Origin of the sequence: Bacillus sp. ISO11, assembly GCF_003458115.1 — a bacterium.
GTDB classification, from domain to species: Bacteria; Bacillota; Bacilli; order Bacillales; family Bacillaceae_G; genus Bacillus_A; species Bacillus_A cereus.
Genome location: NZ_QXCO01000001.1, coordinates 244,779 through 262,841, shown reverse-complemented (window position 1 = coordinate 262,841; position 18,063 = coordinate 244,779). Strand labels below are relative to the sequence as shown.

Below are 18,063 nucleotides of genomic sequence, written 5' to 3'. Positions count from 1 at the left end.
AACATGAAATCAAATCTGTTATAAAACAGTTTAAGAAGGGGATGCTAATATGTCGACGCAAACTTCACGGGTTACACTCGTTGGAGAAATGTTACCAGCGTACAGCGAAATATTGACACCTGAGGTGCTTAGTTTTTTGAAGGAACTACATGAGAATTTTAATGAGCGCCGCATAGAACTTTTACAAAAACGTGTAGAAAAACAAAAGAGAATTGATGCAGGGGAGTTTCCGAAGTTTCTAGAAGAAACAAAACACATACGTGAAGCGGATTGGACAATTGCCAAGCTGCCAAAAGACTTAGAGGATCGCCGTGTAGAGATTACTGGACCGGTAGATAGAAAGATGGTCATTAACGCTTTAAATTCAGGAGCGCATCTTTTTATGGCGGATTTTGAAGATTCGAATTCACCAACTTGGGAAAATGCAGTGGAAGGCCAAATCAATTTACGAGATGCAGTAAAGGGAACGATTTCACATGAAAATGATAAAGGGAAAGAATATAGATTAAATGAGAAAACAGCTGTACTCATTGTACGTCCAAGAGGATGGCATTTAGAGGAAAAGCATATGCAAGTTGATGGGAAAAATATGTCGGGTAGCTTAGTAGACTTCGGCTTGTACTTTTTCCATAATGCGAAAGCTCTTTTAGCAAAAGGGAGCGGCCCATACTTTTACTTACCGAAAATGGAAAGTTATTTAGAAGCGAGATTATGGAATGATGTATTCGTATTTGCTCAAAAATATATCGGCATTCCAAATGGAACGATTAAAGCAACTGTGTTACTGGAAACGATTCACGCTTCGTTTGAAATGGATGAAATTTTGTATGAGCTAAAAGATCATTCTGCTGGCTTAAACTGCGGAAGATGGGATTATATTTTTAGCTTTTTAAAGAGTTTCCGTAATCATAATAAATTCTTACTACCAGATAGAGCACAAGTCACGATGACGGCGCCATTTATGCGTTCGTATTCTTTGAAAGTAATTCAAACATGTCACCGCCGTAATGCACCAGCAATTGGAGGAATGGCGGCACAAATTCCGATTAAAAATAATCCAGAAGCAAATGAAGCAGCTTTTGAAAAAGTGCGTGCTGATAAGGAACGCGAAGCTTTAGACGGTCATGACGGGACTTGGGTTGCCCACCCTGGACTTGTACCGGTTGCAATGGAAGTGTTTAATCACATTATGAAAACACCAAATCAAATTTTTAGAAAACGTGAAGAAATATGTGTAACACAAAACGATTTACTAGAGGTACCAGTGGGAACGATTACAGAAGAGGGCCTTCGCATGAATATTAGCGTAGGTATTCAATATATTGCATCTTGGTTAAGCGGACGGGGAGCAGCACCCATTTATAACTTAATGGAAGATGCGGCAACAGCTGAAATTTCAAGAGCACAAGTATGGCAATGGATTCGTCATGAAGGTGGAAAACTAAATGATGGTCGCAATATTACGCTTGAATTAATGGAAGAATTAAAAGAAGAAGAATTAGCAAAAATAGAAAGAGAGATTGGTAAGGAAGCCTTTAAGAAAGGGAGATTCCAAGAGGCGACAACGTTGTTTACAAATCTCGTTCGAAATGATGAATTCGTACCATTTTTAACATTACCGGGTTATGAAATTTTATAAAAAATGAAAAGGGGATGGAACAAATGAAAAACGAAAGAATCGAGAAGTTACAAGAAAGCTGGGAATTAGATGAGCGTTGGAAAGGGATCACACGTCCATATTCGGCAGAAGATGTAATTCGCCTGCGCGGATCAATTGATATTGAACATACGTTAGCGCGTCGTGGTGCTGAGAAGCTTTGGACATCGCTTCATACAGAAGACTATATTAACGCACTTGGCGCATTAACAGGAAACCAAGCGATGCAACAAGTAAAAGCTGGGTTAAAAGCGATTTACTTAAGTGGTTGGCAAGTAGCAGCTGATGCAAATCTTTCTGGGCATATGTATCCAGACCAAAGTTTATATCCAGCGAACAGCGTACCTGCTGTAGTAAAACGAATTAATCAAACGCTTCAACGTGCGGATCAAATTCAGCATATGGAAGGAAGCGATGATACAGACTATTTCGTACCGATTGTAGCAGATGCAGAAGCTGGATTTGGTGGGCAATTAAATGTATTCGAACTGATGAAAGGTATGATTGAAGCAGGTGCATCAGGTGTGCATTTTGAAGATCAATTATCTTCAGAGAAAAAATGTGGCCATTTAGGCGGAAAAGTACTACTACCAACGCAAACAGCAGTACGCAATTTAATTTCTGCACGCCTTGCAGCAGATGTAATGGGAGTGCCGACAATTATCGTTGCAAGAACAGATGCGGATGCAGCTGATTTAATTACGAGCGATATTGATCCTGTTGATAAAGCATTTATTACAGGAGAAAGAACACCAGAAGGGTTTTACCGTACGAATGCAGGTCTTGATCAAGCAATTGCGCGCGGTTTAGCGTATGCACCGTACGCAGACCTCGTTTGGTGTGAAACGTCAGAACCAAATTTAGAAGATGCAAAACGATTTGCGGACGCAATTCATAAGGAGCATCCAGGGAAGCTACTTGCATATAACTGCTCACCTTCATTCAACTGGAAACAAAAACTAGATGAAAAAACAATTGCAAGCTTCCAAAAGGAAATCGCATCTTACGGTTACAAGTTCCAATTCGTAACACTTGCTGGATTCCATTCATTAAATTACGGTATGTTTGAACTAGCACGTGGCTATAAAGAGCGCGGCATGGCAGCATACTCTGAACTACAACAAGCAGAATTCGCAGCTGAAAAACATGGCTACTCTGCAACACGTCATCAACGTGAAGTAGGAACAGGCTACTTTGATGAAGTGGCACAAGTGATTACAGGCGGAACTTCATCAACGACAGCGTTAAAAGGATCTACGGAAGAAGCACAGTTTACGAAATAAAAGGAAGGGGCACCTTTTTGAAAGGTGCCCCTTGTTATTTTCTAAACGATTCGAAAAGAGAGGTTGAGTTGTCGGCAAAAAACGATACTAACTTTTCTTTATTACTAAATCAACTCCACTCAGCCCTATGATCACGAATAAACTTCATATCTTTCTCATAATGCTCTAGATGTCCTTCATCGATCATTCTTTGGAAATTCAAGTCGCCTTCTTGAGCTTTTCGTTTCATATATGTACATAACACTTCTAATCGAAGCAACACCATTCCTAAGTAATCTTCATCCATATTTTTATCATAGGACTGAACGAACAAATTCACTCTCTCTTTAATACGATCTGCATGTTGCGATGAGTCATAATGAACGGCTTCACCGGATTCAGTATAATACACTCTACTTAAAGGCACACAAGTATAGAGTGTATAAGCGATATCCCATAGTCTTGGACCAGGAGCAGCAACATCGAAATCAATAATCCCTACTGGCTTCTCATTATTAAAAATAATGTTATATATGGCAAAATCATTGTGACATAAAACCTCAATGTTATTTGGAGTATGATCCATCGGTTTCCAATCAGCTAATAACGGAAAATCACTTACAGCATCATGGTAAAGGCGGAGCATCTTTGCTATTTCTTTTAATACATCATTAGATCGCATATATTCTTTTAAAGGATAATTGCCAGCTTCTCCTTCAATAAAGGATAAAATCTCTCTATCCTTTTCATCTACACCTAAAAACTTTGGAGCATAATGAAATCCTTTGTTTTCTAAATGTTGCAATAGCTTATGAATCTTTTCACTGTCTGGCTTTAACTCTCGCCGAACAGTATTTTCAGAACGATATACGCTTGAGACGTTTCCCCCTGTTAGCCTTTCTTCTTTAGCGTAGTTTGACATGTGAAAATTCCCCCTGTGATTAAAAAATCCAATTCCAAATAGTGAATAGACCAACAACGGCAGAAAAGAGAAGGGAAGCAAGCAATGCTAGACAGCCAAAAGGAACTAGCTTATCTTTCCATGTTTCTTTATACTCATAAATTAACTCCTCTGCTACTTTCTTCTGCACTGAAGATAAAGGTTGATCTTTATACAAACCTTTTATATGGTTAGAATCGCCTTTAAACTTTAAAGCACGTGCAATATGATGAGGACTATTTCCCATTGATTTTTCAAATAATAAACATGATTCATGCATAATACCTGTTTTATGCTCTTCTAGATACCAGTAACGTCCAGCCATTTCTGGATATTGTAATTTATAATAAATATCTCCGAGTTGTTTTCGAAGATGTAATTCATTTGGGTATGTAAAGATGAGGCCATGCAATCTATCTCTTGCTTTTCCAAGATTATTATTTTCAATATCCTCTTCAATTCTTTTTAATGTTTTTTTAGGAATTTTATTGGTCATAAACTCCTCCTTATTTAGAATAGAGATAATTATATTTTATAAGAAATACTAAAAATTAGAAATTCTATTTTCGAAAAAGATTGTACATTTTATTTTAATGTGCTATGATGATGTCAGTTGAATAGTTAAATTAAGCAATCCATATGTTATCAAGTGCTGAAAACGAACGAGAAAAAGTATGTGAGAACTAGTTTATGTTTCGTATTTGATAATGTGTGGATTCTTTTTTTAGACAGGAAGACTAAAAAATTTAAAATTTGTATTTTCTTAGGAGGAAATAATTATGGCAGTAACAGGACAAGTAAAATGGTTTAACAACGAAAAAGGTTTCGGTTTCATCGAAGTTCCAGGCGAAAACGACGTATTCGTACACTTCTCAGCAATCGAAACTGACGGTTTCAAATCTTTAGAAGAAGGTCAAAAAGTTAGCTTCGAAATCGAAGACGGTAACCGTGGACCTCAAGCTAAAAACGTAATCAAACTATAATTTTATAGTTGATGATGGAAAAAAGGATGGCTAATGCCATCCTTTTTTGTTGTGGAGAAAGTTTTTTTAGAGCCTGTTTTTATATCTAAATCTCTTTTTCGATGTTACAACTGGTAAAAAATTATCTGGAATGCGTATTAGTTTCTGTAGAAGAATTAGTTCAGCAAGAGCATTTGCTGCGTATGATAGTAAATAACTATAAATTTGTATTCTCTGTTGAAATGGGGAAATCTTTTCCAGATAGACCTTGAGTAACATCTTTTTTGTTAGCGTTGTTGTTGGAATTTTGTACGTTTTGAGATGATGTTTCTAACAGTTGTTCTTGTTCCTTACTAGGGGTATTCAGAGCATCTGAGGGAATGCTATTAACCTGCTGATTTAATGGATTTTCTTTATCCATAGTATACAACTCCTTTGTAGAATTCGATAAAAAGCAATGTAATTATAAATAGCTACTTATATATATTGTGTTTTTGAATGACATTATATACAAAACTTATATTGCAAAGTTAACTAATTAACGAATTGTTAGTGATGGATAAAGATGTATAAATTTGAATTTTTTAATAAAAATTAAAAGCGGGTAACAAGTACAAATACTCTTTCTCATGTTTTATATAAGGATCATATTACAAATCAAAAAAGATGTAGAGAACCTTGGAAGAAAATATAGTCGTTTTTTAGGGGGAAGAAGAATAAATAAAATGATACTACAAATGTAAAAAGGCATTCCATAAAGGAAGGCCTTTTAATGTTCTTGCCCTGATTTTTTCTTCTCACGTTTTTTACATTCTGGACATTTTGATTTACGAAACGGTTTGGCAAAGAATAGCAGAATGAAAAATAAACCGAATATAATACTAGCTGAGTTTTTCACGATAATGACGCTACTATTTTTCATTTGAATCGATGGTTGGATCTCTTTTTCTTCCATAGTGGCCCTCCAGATATTGGATTTACATTTTAATTATAGCAAAGTTAGTTGTTGTAATGATGTGAAATGAGGAATGGATAATAAATATTTATAGGTAGTATAAATGCTGTTTTTATAACTTTAAAATTAATTAATTTCTATATTGTGATTTTATTGTTTGACAAATGTTTGATAAATGATAAAAAATTGTAAAAAAGCGGAACTTGTAAGCTATTTCCTTTTCATAGATGCTAAAATTATATATGCAGCTGCTAATATAAATGGAAAAAAGGAGATAATGGAGTATGGAAAGTAAAGTGGAACGCTATGTCGAAAATTATGTTGTAACGAAAAATACGATGGCCTTACTTCCTGTTATTCTAAGTGAAAAGAAAATTGTTACGCGAGTCGTTGAAATGAATGATTCTTTTTTCGTATTTCAAAAACCTCTAGATATTATAGAAAGAAGTTGCCGCAAGCATGGCTCTAGTTTCTTAGGCAGAAAAGAAGGAACGAAAGAGTTAACTCATATTACACATAAAGCACCGATTGCGATTAGTCCAGCAGATCAACTTTATTTTTTCCCTACCTATTCTTACTCTAGAAAAGAGTGCGCGTGGTTGTCTCATTTTTATATTGAAAGTAATAAAGAATTAAAAGATGGAAATCTTATTATTAGATTTATAAATGGCTTTGCTGTGAAATTAGAAATATCAAAAACTAGTTTTGAAAATCAACAAAATCGTACAGCGAAATTACGTACTGAATATGAAGATCGTAGGAAAAAACAAGGGAATCCTTGTTTTAAAGAGGTCGATAAAAAAGAGGAATCAACATTAAGACCCGCTTATGAGAAGGTGTATTTTGTGAAGGAAGGCGAAGTGTGAAAGGATGGGGGAATCCCCATTCTTTTTTTGTTTGTCAGTCAATCTTTGTAGATAAGGCGATATATTAGAAAAAACGAGTTGTAATTGATATATTTAGAAAATCACCAGTATAATTTCATTTACCGATAAAAACCGAAAAACAATCTAAATAACAAAATGAACGACACGTCCTGTCGAATATTGATAGATTATCATAGCTAAATAATGAAGGAATTCTTATGAAAGATATGGAAACTTTAATAAATACATCTCCGTATGTCGTATCTACCATTTCCTCTTTCATATAAGCAATGATACAGTAGGGATAGTATTTAGAGTAAAGGGGTAAAGTGTAGAATGGATTTTCAGACAATCAAAGAGTATTTTTCACCAGAAAATATGGATCATATTGTTGAGAGTTATAAAGCGTTCGGACCACTTCTTGGTATTGGTTTACCGATGATAGAGGCGTTGATTCCAGCATTACCGCTTATTGTATTTGTACTGGCGAATGCTGTTGCATTTGGCTTTTGGCTCGGTTTTCTTTATTCATGGCTTGGATCAGTAATGGGTGCATTACTTGTCTTTTTCATCATCCGCCATTTTGGTCGCAGTCGTTTCTTTTCGTTTGTAAATAAGCATGAGAGAGTACGAAAAGCAATGGGGTGGATTGAAAGGAAAGGATTCGCACCGATTTTTGTTATATTTTGTTTTCCGTTTACACCGTCAGCGCTAATAAATGTTGTCGCTGGTTTATCCCGAATTAGTGTAAAACAGTTTGGTCTAGCGTTAGCATTCGGAAAACTTGTGATGATTTTTATTTTAACGTATATCGGTCATGATTTAATGTCATTTATTCATAATCCAGTGAAATCAGTTATTGTAGCGATTGGTATTTTTATTTTATGGTATGTCGGTAAGAAAATCGAAGTAAAGTTAGAACTACATTAAGAATAGTCTTCTTTGTAAAGGAAAGCTTCAGTATTAAAGGATAAGGGGAGAAGCAGATGAAGAAAACTTTGAAAAAAGAAGGCATAGAGTGGATACGAACAATTTTAATTGGTGTATTATTAGCTGTATTTTTTCGAACGTTTTTCTTTTCAACGTATGTTGTAGAGGGGAAGTCAATGATGCCGACATTGCAGGATGGCAATATGCTAGTTGTAAATAAGGTGAGTTATCAAGTTGGGGACTTGAACAGATTTGACGTTGTGGTATTTCATGCGAATAAAAAAGAGGACTATGTAAAGCGGGTTATCGGTTTACCTGGAGATCATATTGAATATAAGCAGGATAAATTATATATAAACGGTCAATTTATTGATGAGCCGTATTTAGAGAAGTATAAGAAAGAGATAAATGGAAGGCAACTAACAGGCGACTTTACATTAGAAGAGTTAACGAAAGAAAAGCTGGTGCCACCCGGGTTTATTTTTGTAGTAGGTGATAACCGGCTCGGGAGCTGGGATAGTAGACACTTTGGCTTTGTAAAAGCTGATACAGTTGTCGGTAAAGTTGATTTGCGATATTGGCCAATTCAAGAGGTGCAAACGAATTTTTCAAAAGGTTGATATAATGAAGTAGAAGTATAGAAAAGACAAACAACTCAGTTTGTCTTTTTTCGTGTACTATAATACAATTATAGTAGCAAACTAACGTTCGTTATGTAAGTGAAAGGTGGGGTTACATGTCACTTCGATTTGTGATTGGTAGAGCGGGAAGTGGAAAAAGTACACTTTGTTTACGCGAAGTGCAAGAAGAGTTAAAACAACGCCAGAGAGGGAAAACAATATTATATCTTGTGCCAGAACAGATGACATTCCAGACGCAGCAGGCGTTAATTGGAAGTGAGGATGTAAGAGGTTCTATTCGGGCACAAGTTTTTAGTTTTTCACGATTAGCGTGGAAGGTACTACAAGAAGTTGGCGGAGCGAGTCGTCTTCATATTGATGAAGCGGGTGTACATATGTTACTCCGTAAAATTGTAGAGTCTCGTAAAGATGGATTATCGGTGTTCCAAAAAGCAGCGGAGCAAAACGGTTTCTTTGAACATCTTGGCAGTATGATTGCAGAGTTTAAACGTTACAATGTAACGCCATCTAACGTATATGAAATGTGGCAACAATTGGATGCGCATAGTAGCAGTGCCGAACAAAAGTTACTAGCGAATAAAGTGTATGATTTACAGTTACTATACGATGATTTTGAACGTGCTTTAATTGGAAAATACTTAGATTCAGAAGACTACCTGCAATTGCTAGTGGAAAAGCTTCCGCAGTCTGAATATGTAAATGGTGCGGAAATTTATATAGATGGATTTCATTCATTTTCCCCGCAAGAGTTAGAGATTGTAAGACAGCTTATGATTTGCGGAGCGAGAGTTACGATCACGTTAACGATAGATGAAAAAACGTTAGCACAGTCAGTAAATGAACTTGATTTATTTTATGAAACGACGTTAACGTATGAAAAAATCAAACAAGTAGCGCGTGAAGAGAAAATAGAAATTGAAAAAACAATTCCACTTATGGAACAGCCGCGTTTTCATTCTCCGGCATTAGCACATTTAGAAGCTCATTATGAAGCGCGTCCGAATGAAAAATTTAACGGTGAAGCGAGTGTAACGATTAGTACAGCTGCGAATTTACGAGCAGAGGTAGAAGGTGTTGCGCGTGAAATTCGTAAACTTGTGGCGGAGGAAAACTATCGTTACCGAGATATTGCGGTTCTTCTTCGTAATGGGGAAAGTTATTACGATGTGATGCGAACGTTATTTACAGATTACAATATCCCACACTTCATCGATGAAAAGCGTCCGATGTCACACCACCCATTAGTAGAATGTATTCGTTCTGCACTCGAGATTATTAGTGGGAATTGGCGTTATGATGCGGTGTTCCGCTGCGTGAAAACAGAGCTTTTATATCCATTAGACGTAAGAAAAGAAACGATGCGTGAAGAAATGGATGAATTTGAAAATTACTGTTTAGCGTACGGTGTACAAGGAAAGAGGTGGACTTCAGAGGATCCATGGATGTATCGCCGTTATCGTTCTCTTGATGATACGAACGGGATGATCACAGATAGTGAACGTGAAATGGAAGAGAAAATAAATAGGTTACGTGACGTTGTAAGAACACCTGTTATTCGCATGCAAAAAAGGTTAAAGCGTGCAGGAACAGTTATGCAAATGTGTGAAGCAGTTTACTTATTTCTAGAAGAGCTGGATGTTCCGAAAAAACTAGAAGAATTACGTATACGTGCAGAAGAAAGTGGAGATTTCTTATTTGCGACAGATCATGAACAAGTATGGGAAGAAGTAATGAGCCTTCTTGATACGTTTGTAGAGATGCTTGGTGAAGAGAAAATGTCTCTTTCTATGTTTACGGACGTTATGTCGACAGGTCTTGAGGCACTTCAATTTGCTAACATTCCGCCGTCATTAGACCAAGTGTTAATTGCTAATATTGATCACTCCAGGTTATCTGACGTGAAAGCAACGTTTATTATAGGTGTAAATGAGGGTGTTATTCCAGCAGCACCTATGGACGAAGGTATGCTTTCTGATGAAGAAAGGGAAGTTCTTGGTGCAGCAGGGATTGAATTAGCGCCAACGACGAGACAAACTTTGTTAGAAGAACAGTTCGTTATGTATCAAATGGTAACGAGAGCATCTGAGAAGTTATATATTTCATGCCCGCTTGCAGATGAAGAAGGAAAGACGTTACTTGCGTCTAGCTTTATTAAGAAAATAAAAAGAATGTTCCCTAATGTGAAAGATTCATTTATTACGAATGACGTAAACGATTTATCACGTTCAGAACAAATTTCATACGTAGCAACGCCAGAAGTAACGTTATCTTACGTTATGCAGCAACTACAAACGTGGAAGCGATACGGATTTGAAGGGAATTTAGACTTTTGGTGGGACGTATATAATTTCTACGTAACTTCAGATGAATGGAAACAAAAAAGTAGCCGCGTCTTATCAAGTTTATTCTATCGAAATCGTGCGAAGAAACTAAGTACAGCAGTAAGTAGAGATTTATACGGAGATATAATTAAAGGAAGCGTCTCTCGTATGGAACTATTTAACCGTTGTGCATACGCTCATTTTGCGCAGCACGGTTTATCGCTTAGAGAGCGTGATATTTTCAAGCTTGATGCGCCGGACATCGGCGAATTATTCCATGCGGCATTAAAGAAAATTGCGGACAAGCTATTGCGTGAAAACCGTACTTGGGCGGATTTATCCATAAAAGAGTGTGAGCATCTTTCTGTTTTAGTAATAGAAGAAATCGCACCGTTATTACAACGACAAATTTTATTAAGTTCAAACCGTCATTTCTATTTAAAACAAAAACTACAACAAATCATTTTCCGTACGTCAATCATTCTTCGTGAACATGCGAAGTCAAGCGGATTCGTACCAGTTGATTTAGAAGTGCCGTTCGGTATGGGTGGTACAGGATCACTTCCGCCGATGGAATTCTCATTACCAAATGGTGTGAAGATGGAAGTTGTCGGCCGTATTGACCGTGTTGATAAGGCAGAAGATGAAAACGGGACGTTCTTACGTATTATTGATTATAAATCAAGTTCAAAAGCGTTAGATTTAACGGAAGTGTATTACGGATTAGCACTTCAAATGTTAACGTATTTAGATGTTGTTACTTCGAATGCACAGACGTGGATGAAAAAAGGTCACGCAGCATCACCAGCTGGTGTATTGTATTTCCATATTCATAACCCAATCGTTGAGATGAAAGGTGACGCATCTGAAGCTGAAATTGAAAAAGAAATTTTAAAGAAATTTAAAATGAAAGGACTCGTATTAGGAGATGCTGACGTTGTTCGTTTAATGGATAACAAACTTTCAACAGGAAGTTCAGATATTATTTCTGCTGGCCTGAAAAAAGACGGTAGCTTTAGTGCGCGTTCAAGTATTGCAAGTGAGCAAGAGTTTAACGTACTGCAAAAATATGTACACCATACGTTTGAAAATATCGGAAAAGATATTACAGAAGGTGTTATCGATATTGCTCCTTATAAAATGGGAAATAAAGCAGCATGTACGTTCTGTAACTTCAAATCTGTTTGTCAATTTGATGAGTCACTTGAAGATAATCAGTTCCGATCGTTAAAAGATATGAAAGATAGCGAAGCGATGGAGAAAATAAGAGAGGAGGTTGGCGGAGAATGATAGAAAATTGGCCTGAAAAACCAGAAGGTAGTCAATGGACAGATGACCAGTGGAAAGCTGTTGTAGCGAATGGACGTGATATTTTAGTTGCGGCTGCAGCTGGATCAGGTAAAACAGCAGTATTAGTTGAACGTATTATTAAAAAGATTATTAATGAAGAGAATCCAGTCGATGTCGACCGCCTGCTCGTTGTAACATTTACGAATGCAGCGGCGCAAGAGATGAAAAACCGAATCGGGGAAGCGTTAGAAAAGGTATTAATTGATGAACCAGGCTCTCAACACGTAAGAAAGCAGCTGAGCCTATTAAATAAAGCTTCCATTTCAACAATTCACTCATTCTGTTTACAAGTAATTAGAGGATATTACTACATGCTTGATGTTGATCCTCGTTTCCGTATTGCGAATCAAACAGAAAATGAATTGTTAAAAGAAGAAGTGCTAGATGACATATTAGAAGAAGAGTACGGAATCGAAGATAATACAATCTTCTTTGAACTTGTTGATCGTTATACGAGTGACCGTAGTGATGATGACTTACAACGTATGATTTTAGCGCTTCATACAGAGTCAAGAGCGCATCCAAATCCGGAAAAATGGCTTGATAAATTAGTAGAAGCATATGACGTAGAAGGAAAGACAATTGAAGATTTAGTATATGCTTCTTATTTATTAGAAGATGTGAAATTCCAGCTTGAAACAGCGGAACAGCATATTCGTAAGGCAACTGAACTCGCAATGCTTCCTGACGGTCCAGCGCCTCGCATTGAAACCCTGCAAGCAGATCTAGCTTTACTTGGAACGCTATCATCAGCTGCTCATGAGTCGTGGACAAGTTTGTATGAAGCGATGCAAAATGTATCGTGGCAAACGTTAAAGCGTATTAAGAAAAGTGATTACAATGAAGATGTTGTAAAACAAGTAGACTCTCTTCGTAATAAAGCGAAAGATGAAGTGAAGAAATTACAAGAAGAGTTATTTAGCCGAAAACCTGAAAGTTTCTTACGAGATTTTCAAGATATGCACCCAGTATTAGAAAAGCTTGTTCAACTTGTAAAAGTATTTACAGAGCGTTTCCAAGCGATGAAGCGAGATAAAGGAATGGTCGATTTCACAGATTTAGAGCATTTCTGTTTACAAATTTTAAGTGAACAAAGTGAAAATGGTGAAATGAATCCGTCAGCAGTGGCGCTCCAATATCGTAATAAATTTGCTGAAGTATTAGTCGATGAATATCAAGATACGAACTTTGTACAGGAATCTATTATTAAATTCGTAACGAAAGATTCTGAGAGTGAAGGAAACTTGTTCATGGTTGGTGACGTAAAGCAGTCGATTTATCGTTTCCGACTAGCCGAACCAGGACTATTCCTAGGAAAATATAAACGCTTCACACAAGAAGGATTGGGCGGTGGAATGAAGATCGACTTAGCGAAAAACTTCCGTAGTCGTCATGAAGTGTTAGCAGGTACGAACTTTATCTTCAAACAAATTATGGGTGAAGAAGTCGGAGAAATCGACTACGATGCAGACGCTGAATTAAAGTTAGGTGCTACCTATCCAGAAGGTGAAGATGTAGCGGCAGAACTACTGTGCATTCAGCAAACGGAAGAAGAAGTAATAGACGGAGAAGAAGGTGCAGAAGTCGAAAAAGCACAGCTTGAAGCTCGTCTTATGGCGCAGCGCATTAAAGCGATGGTTGATTCAGGTTATGAAGTGTATGACCGTAAAAATGATAGTATGCGCCCAGTACAATACCGCGACTTCGTTATTTTACTTCGCTCCATGCCGTGGGCCCCGCAAATTATGGAAGAGTTAAAATTACAAGGAATTCCAGTGTACGCTGACCTTGCGACTGGTTACTTTGAAGCGACGGAAGTAAATATTATGATGAACGTATTCCGCGTTATTGATAATCCAATGCAAGATATTCCGCTTGCAGCTGTACTTCGTTCTCCAATCGTTGGATTGAGCGATGAAGAACTTGCAACGCTTCGTGCTCATGGAAAGAAAGGCTCGTTTTATGAAGTAATGAGCTCATTCTTAAAAGGGGCACCACTTGAAGAGGAGCAAGAACTTCATGATAAATTAGAGTGGTTTTATAACTTACTGCAAGGATGGCGTGAATTCGCGCGCCAACAATCACTTTCTGATTTAATTTGGAAAGTGTACGGTGAGACAGGTTATTACGACTTAGTTGGCGGTTTACCAGCTGGAAAGCAAAGGCAGGCAAACTTACGCGTACTATATGACCGCGCAAGACAATACGAAGCAACATCATTTAGAGGATTATTCCGCTTCTTACGTTTTATTGAACGTATTTTAGAACGCGGTGATGACATGGGTACGGCGAGGGCCCTCGGTGAACAAGAAGACGTTGTTCGCATTATGACGATTCATAAAAGTAAAGGGTTAGAGTTCCCGGTTGTATTTGTAGCTGGACTCGGTCGTCGTTTTAATACACAAGACTTGATGAAACGTTTCTTATTGCATAAAGATTTCGGTTTCGGTTCGCAATTTATCGATCCGCGTAAACGAATTAAATATACAACATTATCACAGCTTGCGATTAAGCGTAAAATGAAAATGGAATTAATTGCGGAAGAAATGCGCGTACTATACGTAGCGTTGACGCGCGCGAAAGAGAAGTTAATTTTAATCGGAACAGTTAAGGATGCAAATAAGGAAATGGAAAAATGGCTTGATGCGAGGGAACATAGTGAATGGTTATTACCAGATCACATACGTGCCGGGGCGTCTTGTTATTTAGACTGGATTGCACCTTCATTATATAGACACCGTGATAGTGAAATGCTTCTTGAATTAGGACAAGGAAGTATTCCAGATGAAATTTACGGGTATGACACGAGCTGGAAAGTAGAAGTTGTGGACGGTAATACGCTACTTGCACCAGAGCCAGTTCAAGAAGAGAAACAAGAATTGTTAGAAGCGCTTCGTGAGAAAAAGGCTGTGCCGTTAGAAAGTGAACGAAAAGATGAAGTGTACGACAGATTAATGTGGAAGTACGGATATGAGGAAGCAACATCTCACCGTGCGAAGCAATCTGTTACAGAAATAAAGAGAAATTATCAATCAGAAGATGGTAGTGATAACGCCTTTATTAAAAAACTACGTGCACCAATTAAAACACGTCCGCGCTTTATGGAGAAAAAAGGGTTAACGTACGCAGAGCGCGGAACAGCAGTCCATGCCGTTATGCAGCATGTTGATTTGAAGAAGCCGATTACGGTTGAAGTTCTTCAAGAGCAAATTGCTGGAATGGTAAATAAGGAATTATTAACATTCGAGCAGGCGGAAGAAATAGCGATTGAAAAAGTAATTTCATTCTTTGACAGTGACTTAGGTAAAAGGGTATTAGCGGCGAAAAGTGTTGAGCGTGAAGTTCCATTTACGATGATGCTTGCAGCAGAAGAAGCATATCAAGATTGGCAAGGGAATAGCGGGGAATCGATTCTTGTCCAAGGGGTTATCGACTGCATGATTGAAGAGGAAGATGGCATTACGTTAATCGACTTCAAAACAGATACGATTGAAGGGAAATTTCCAGGCGGATTCGAACAAGCGAAACCAATTTTAGAAGATCGATATAAAGTGCAGCTTTCGTTATATGCAAAAGCACTGGAGAAAAGCTTGCAACATCCTGTAAAAGAGAAATATTTATACTTCTTTGATGGGAATCACGTTGTAAATATTGAAGAATAGAGGGGCTTGAAAATGGTAACGGAAAAAACGTTAAGAACTTGTGAACAGGGACACGAGTACTATAAAAGTAGCGATTGTCCAACTTGCCCAGTCTGTGAGAAAGAGAGAAAACCAAAAGAAGGTTTTCTCTCTCTTCTTTCAGCGCCAGCAAGAAGGGCATTAGAACACCATGGAATTCAAACTGTAGAAGAACTCTCAAAATATAGTGAAAAAGAAATATTAAAACTGCATGGTATGGGGCCTGCGTCTTTGCCGAAGCTTAGGAGGGCTTTGGAGGAGAGCGGGTTATCATTTAAATAAAATGAAATAGTGCCTCTTCACTACTTACTTGTTTATACCACTATTTGTGGACAGTAAAGCTCTTGCTTATTAAAATTTTATTTTAATAATTTTGAATTAGATAAAAGAAAAAAGTAGGAGAATATCTCCTACTTTTTTTACGCTGTTCCAATCTGATCTTGATCTGCCACATCAGAATCAAATGTATTCGTTGCACTAACACCGTTAAACGTATTCACGACAAACCCAACATTGGAAGCTCCAGATCCGTTATAGGCTTTCGTGTTTTCTTTCGGAGATACGTTATAAAAATCTCCTAAGTTGAAAGAGCCGTTACTGTTTTGCACGACGAGATTTCCTACAACCGAAGGCATACCATCCACCTACTTTACTAAGCTTTTTAATTACTATATGAATTATTGTGCGGAAGGTTCATCCGTAATATATTGGCGGATTTGTATAATACGAGAGTTATTAAAACCATAATCAACATTTCCAATTTGAAAGCAACCAGAATTTAAAAGTGTGCGTAATTCAACGTTATTAACTTCAATAAAAGGGCATTCATTTACAATGTTTAATTTTACATCTGTCGTTCGTTTTGGAATTGTAATGTGTTCATCTGTAAAGATTTCAAAAGCATCAAAGCGACCTTCTCCCCGTATATAAAAAGGAATTTCACGGTGGACGGCAATAGCTCTACTTTTTAATTCCATTTGGTTTGCATCTCCAACTTGAAATACAGCAGCAATCCCTAAAGAAATAATAGAAACACTTTGGACAATAGACACATGATGCAACATAATTTCTCAGTCTCCTTAACCTGGAGTAGGAGGGACATCTGTTACTAATGGTACAAATGGACCCTCTGTAACTGTTTCAAATGGTGTATCGAGAATAGAAGATAGAATGAGGAGATTTGCATCTCCAATTAAAAAGAGTGCGGACGACGATACACCGTTCATTTTAATCTGTCCGACTTTTAACTCACGGTTTACAACGTTAAGGTTCATACATACTTACTCCTTTCGGAAATTTCCCGGTATGTGCTGAATAAAGGAGAGAAAGGCTTTGTCAATATCTTGTTTCATTGCCTGAATAATGATATCTCGTAAATAATCTGGATCTGTTGAAATACCTTCATATGATTGCGCTTGTGATAAATAATAAGGGAGTCGATGCTCCATCTGTTTTTTTATGTCATCCACCATCATTTGTCGATACATTTCATCAAGCGGTGTTCGCTCTTCTTGTTCAAAATGGAGAATACGATTATATGCTTCTTCATCTAAGTATCGATGCATTTCTTGGAGGATACCTTGATAAAAGTCTGGGTTTGTTTCGGTTTCAGGGTTTACCTTCAATGTTTCTGTATCCACTTGAAAATCTTCAATTTGTTGTCCTTTTGCTGAAAATGGGTTTAAACCAATATTTAAAGTACCATTTAAATTTTCGACTTTTAATTGATCGAATTTGTATTCCACTTTTCCTACAGAAGAGGAGGGGCGATTTTTTAATTCGTTAAGCTCTTCTTGGAGTTGGCGCACTTGATCTTCTAAATTCAGGATGGCTGCTTGTTGTGTTTGAAGAGCTTGTTGAAGTTGGTGTAAGTAAGTATATATATCTTGATTCATTTGTGAAACCTCCTTTTCAATAGGGAGGGTAAAAATATTCCTGCTATATATTTATGACAAGGATGTCTTAAGAAGAACTAGTTGATGGTTTGATAGAAATAATTTGTCCTTTCGCTTGTAATGGGCGAAGCGGCTCCGTAAATCCGCCCGTATTTGAAAATTTAGATAGGGCTTTAATACTTCCGGCAGTACCAATTTGGAACACAGAAGAGGTTGTAATGCTATCAATTTTAATGCTGTTAATGATGATGCTTTGGTTTACGTAAAAATTCAATACAATCGCCCCCTTTAAGTTGAACCAATTATCGCTTGATCGACGACATCTGAATCGTTGACAGTCGTTGCACTTTGATAATTGTAGACAGAAACGTTATCTCCAACATTAAAAGAGCCGGCCCCGGCGAAAGCACGTGAGTAACTAATAGGCCTAATCGCAAATACATCTCCAATATGAAAAATACCACTTGATCCAATATTGACGATACGAATATGTCCGACCATAGCTGGCATACAAAACACCCTTCGTTTTTAAAATTTTCTTTTCTACTATTGTATGGGCGTTTCCAATAAAATGTGTGTTTTTTTGAAATAAAAGACACACACA

Annotated in this window: 19 protein-coding genes; 9 read left to right on the top strand and 10 right to left on the bottom strand. The window is 37.3% G+C overall.

Annotated features, from left to right (window positions below):
- Positions 1–49: 49 nt before the first annotated feature.
- Together aceB and aceA are read left to right on the top strand one after the other, a co-directional pair.
- Entirely contained in the window at positions 50–1,639 is a 1,590-nt protein-coding gene (gene aceB, locus D1166_RS01405) for a malate synthase A (RefSeq protein ID WP_097855569.1), read from the top strand.
- 23 nt (positions 1,640–1,662) lie between these two features.
- On the top strand, positions 1,663–2,940 hold the full coding sequence (gene aceA, locus D1166_RS01400; protein WP_000787346.1) for an isocitrate lyase: 1,278 nt from the start codon (positions 1,663–1,665) through the stop codon (positions 2,938–2,940).
- Positions 2,941–3,049: 109 nt separating this feature from the next.
- On the opposite strand, the gene D1166_RS01395 is transcribed toward aceA, so the two are convergent.
- Together D1166_RS01395 and D1166_RS01390 are read right to left on the bottom strand one after the other, a co-directional pair.
- Positions 3,050–3,841 (bottom strand): phosphotransferase, encoded by a 792-nt coding sequence (locus D1166_RS01395; protein ID WP_097855570.1) that lies wholly within the window; start codon positions 3,839–3,841, stop codon positions 3,050–3,052.
- Positions 3,842–3,860: 19 nt separating this feature from the next.
- Positions 3,861–4,355, bottom strand: a complete 495-nt coding sequence (locus tag D1166_RS01390) for a DUF6584 family protein (protein WP_000182386.1) — start codon at positions 4,353–4,355, stop codon at positions 3,861–3,863.
- Positions 4,356–4,638: 283 nt separating this feature from the next.
- On the opposite strand from D1166_RS01390, the gene cspA reads away from it, so the two are divergent.
- Entirely contained in the window at positions 4,639–4,842 is a 204-nt protein-coding gene (gene cspA / locus D1166_RS01385) for an RNA chaperone/antiterminator CspA (RefSeq protein ID WP_000301518.1), read from the top strand.
- Between the two features lie 196 nt (positions 4,843–5,038).
- On the opposite strand, the gene D1166_RS01380 is transcribed toward cspA, so the two are convergent.
- Both D1166_RS01380 and D1166_RS01375 read right to left on the bottom strand, forming a co-directional pair.
- Entirely contained in the window at positions 5,039–5,242 is a 204-nt protein-coding gene (locus tag D1166_RS01380) for a hypothetical protein (protein ID WP_000356922.1), read from the bottom strand.
- Positions 5,243–5,590: 348 nt separating this feature from the next.
- Entirely contained in the window at positions 5,591–5,776 is a 186-nt protein-coding gene (locus tag D1166_RS01375; protein ID WP_000391372.1) for a hypothetical protein, read from the bottom strand.
- A gap of 284 nt (positions 5,777–6,060) precedes the next feature.
- Between D1166_RS01375 and D1166_RS01370 the strand changes: the two genes are divergently transcribed.
- The 6 genes from D1166_RS01370 to D1166_RS01345 all read left to right on the top strand — a co-directional run bounded on the left by D1166_RS01370 (position 6,061) and on the right by D1166_RS01345 (position 15,846).
- Complete coding sequence (locus D1166_RS01370; RefSeq protein WP_000444441.1) at positions 6,061–6,642, top strand: competence protein ComK; 582 nt, start codon at positions 6,061–6,063, stop codon at positions 6,640–6,642.
- Between the two features lie 336 nt (positions 6,643–6,978).
- Positions 6,979–7,572, top strand: a complete 594-nt coding sequence (locus D1166_RS01365) for a TVP38/TMEM64 family protein (RefSeq protein WP_000347517.1) — start codon at positions 6,979–6,981, stop codon at positions 7,570–7,572.
- A gap of 56 nt (positions 7,573–7,628) precedes the next feature.
- A complete protein-coding gene (gene lepB / locus D1166_RS01360) occupies positions 7,629–8,192 on the top strand; it encodes a signal peptidase I (RefSeq protein WP_000751910.1) in 564 nt (187 codons plus the stop codon).
- Between the two features lie 116 nt (positions 8,193–8,308).
- A complete protein-coding gene (addB, locus tag D1166_RS01355; RefSeq protein WP_097855571.1) occupies positions 8,309–11,824 on the top strand; it encodes a helicase-exonuclease AddAB subunit AddB in 3,516 nt (1,171 codons plus the stop codon).
- Complete coding sequence (gene addA / locus D1166_RS01350) at positions 11,821–15,546, top strand: helicase-exonuclease AddAB subunit AddA (RefSeq protein WP_118043230.1); 3,726 nt, start codon at positions 11,821–11,823, stop codon at positions 15,544–15,546. Before addB ends, addA begins: the two co-directional genes overlap by 4 nt.
- Before the next feature lie 12 nt (positions 15,547–15,558).
- Positions 15,559–15,846, top strand: a complete 288-nt coding sequence (locus D1166_RS01345; RefSeq protein ID WP_000255727.1) for an RNA polymerase alpha subunit C-terminal domain-containing protein — start codon at positions 15,559–15,561, stop codon at positions 15,844–15,846.
- Between the two features lie 137 nt (positions 15,847–15,983).
- Here the strand turns inward: D1166_RS01345 and gerPF are convergent, their stop codons facing one another.
- From gerPF to gerPA, 6 genes are all read right to left on the bottom strand, one after another.
- A complete protein-coding gene (gene gerPF / locus D1166_RS01340) occupies positions 15,984–16,199 on the bottom strand; it encodes a spore germination protein GerPF (RefSeq protein ID WP_001141566.1) in 216 nt (71 codons plus the stop codon).
- Between the two features lie 42 nt (positions 16,200–16,241).
- Positions 16,242–16,628, bottom strand: coding sequence for a spore germination protein GerPE (locus tag D1166_RS01335; protein WP_000902336.1), 387 nt, complete (start codon positions 16,626–16,628; stop codon positions 16,242–16,244).
- A 15-nt stretch (positions 16,629–16,643) separates the two neighbouring features.
- The gene (gene gerPD, locus D1166_RS01330; protein WP_001052807.1) at positions 16,644–16,838 is read right to left on the bottom strand and encodes a spore germination protein GerPD; all 195 of its coding nucleotides are present in this window, start codon (positions 16,836–16,838) and stop codon (positions 16,644–16,646) included.
- Positions 16,839–16,844: 6 nt separating this feature from the next.
- A complete protein-coding gene (gene gerPC, locus D1166_RS01325; RefSeq protein WP_001070760.1) occupies positions 16,845–17,459 on the bottom strand; it encodes a spore germination protein GerPC in 615 nt (204 codons plus the stop codon).
- Positions 17,460–17,526: 67 nt separating this feature from the next.
- On the bottom strand, positions 17,527–17,733 hold the full coding sequence (gerPB, locus tag D1166_RS01320; RefSeq protein ID WP_001012508.1) for a spore germination protein GerPB: 207 nt from the start codon (positions 17,731–17,733) through the stop codon (positions 17,527–17,529).
- A gap of 14 nt (positions 17,734–17,747) precedes the next feature.
- Positions 17,748–17,969: a spore germination protein GerPA gene (gene gerPA, locus D1166_RS01315; protein ID WP_001111188.1), complete on the bottom strand. Its 222-nt coding sequence runs from the start codon at positions 17,967–17,969 to the stop codon at positions 17,748–17,750.
- Positions 17,970–18,063: the final 94 nt, after the last annotated feature.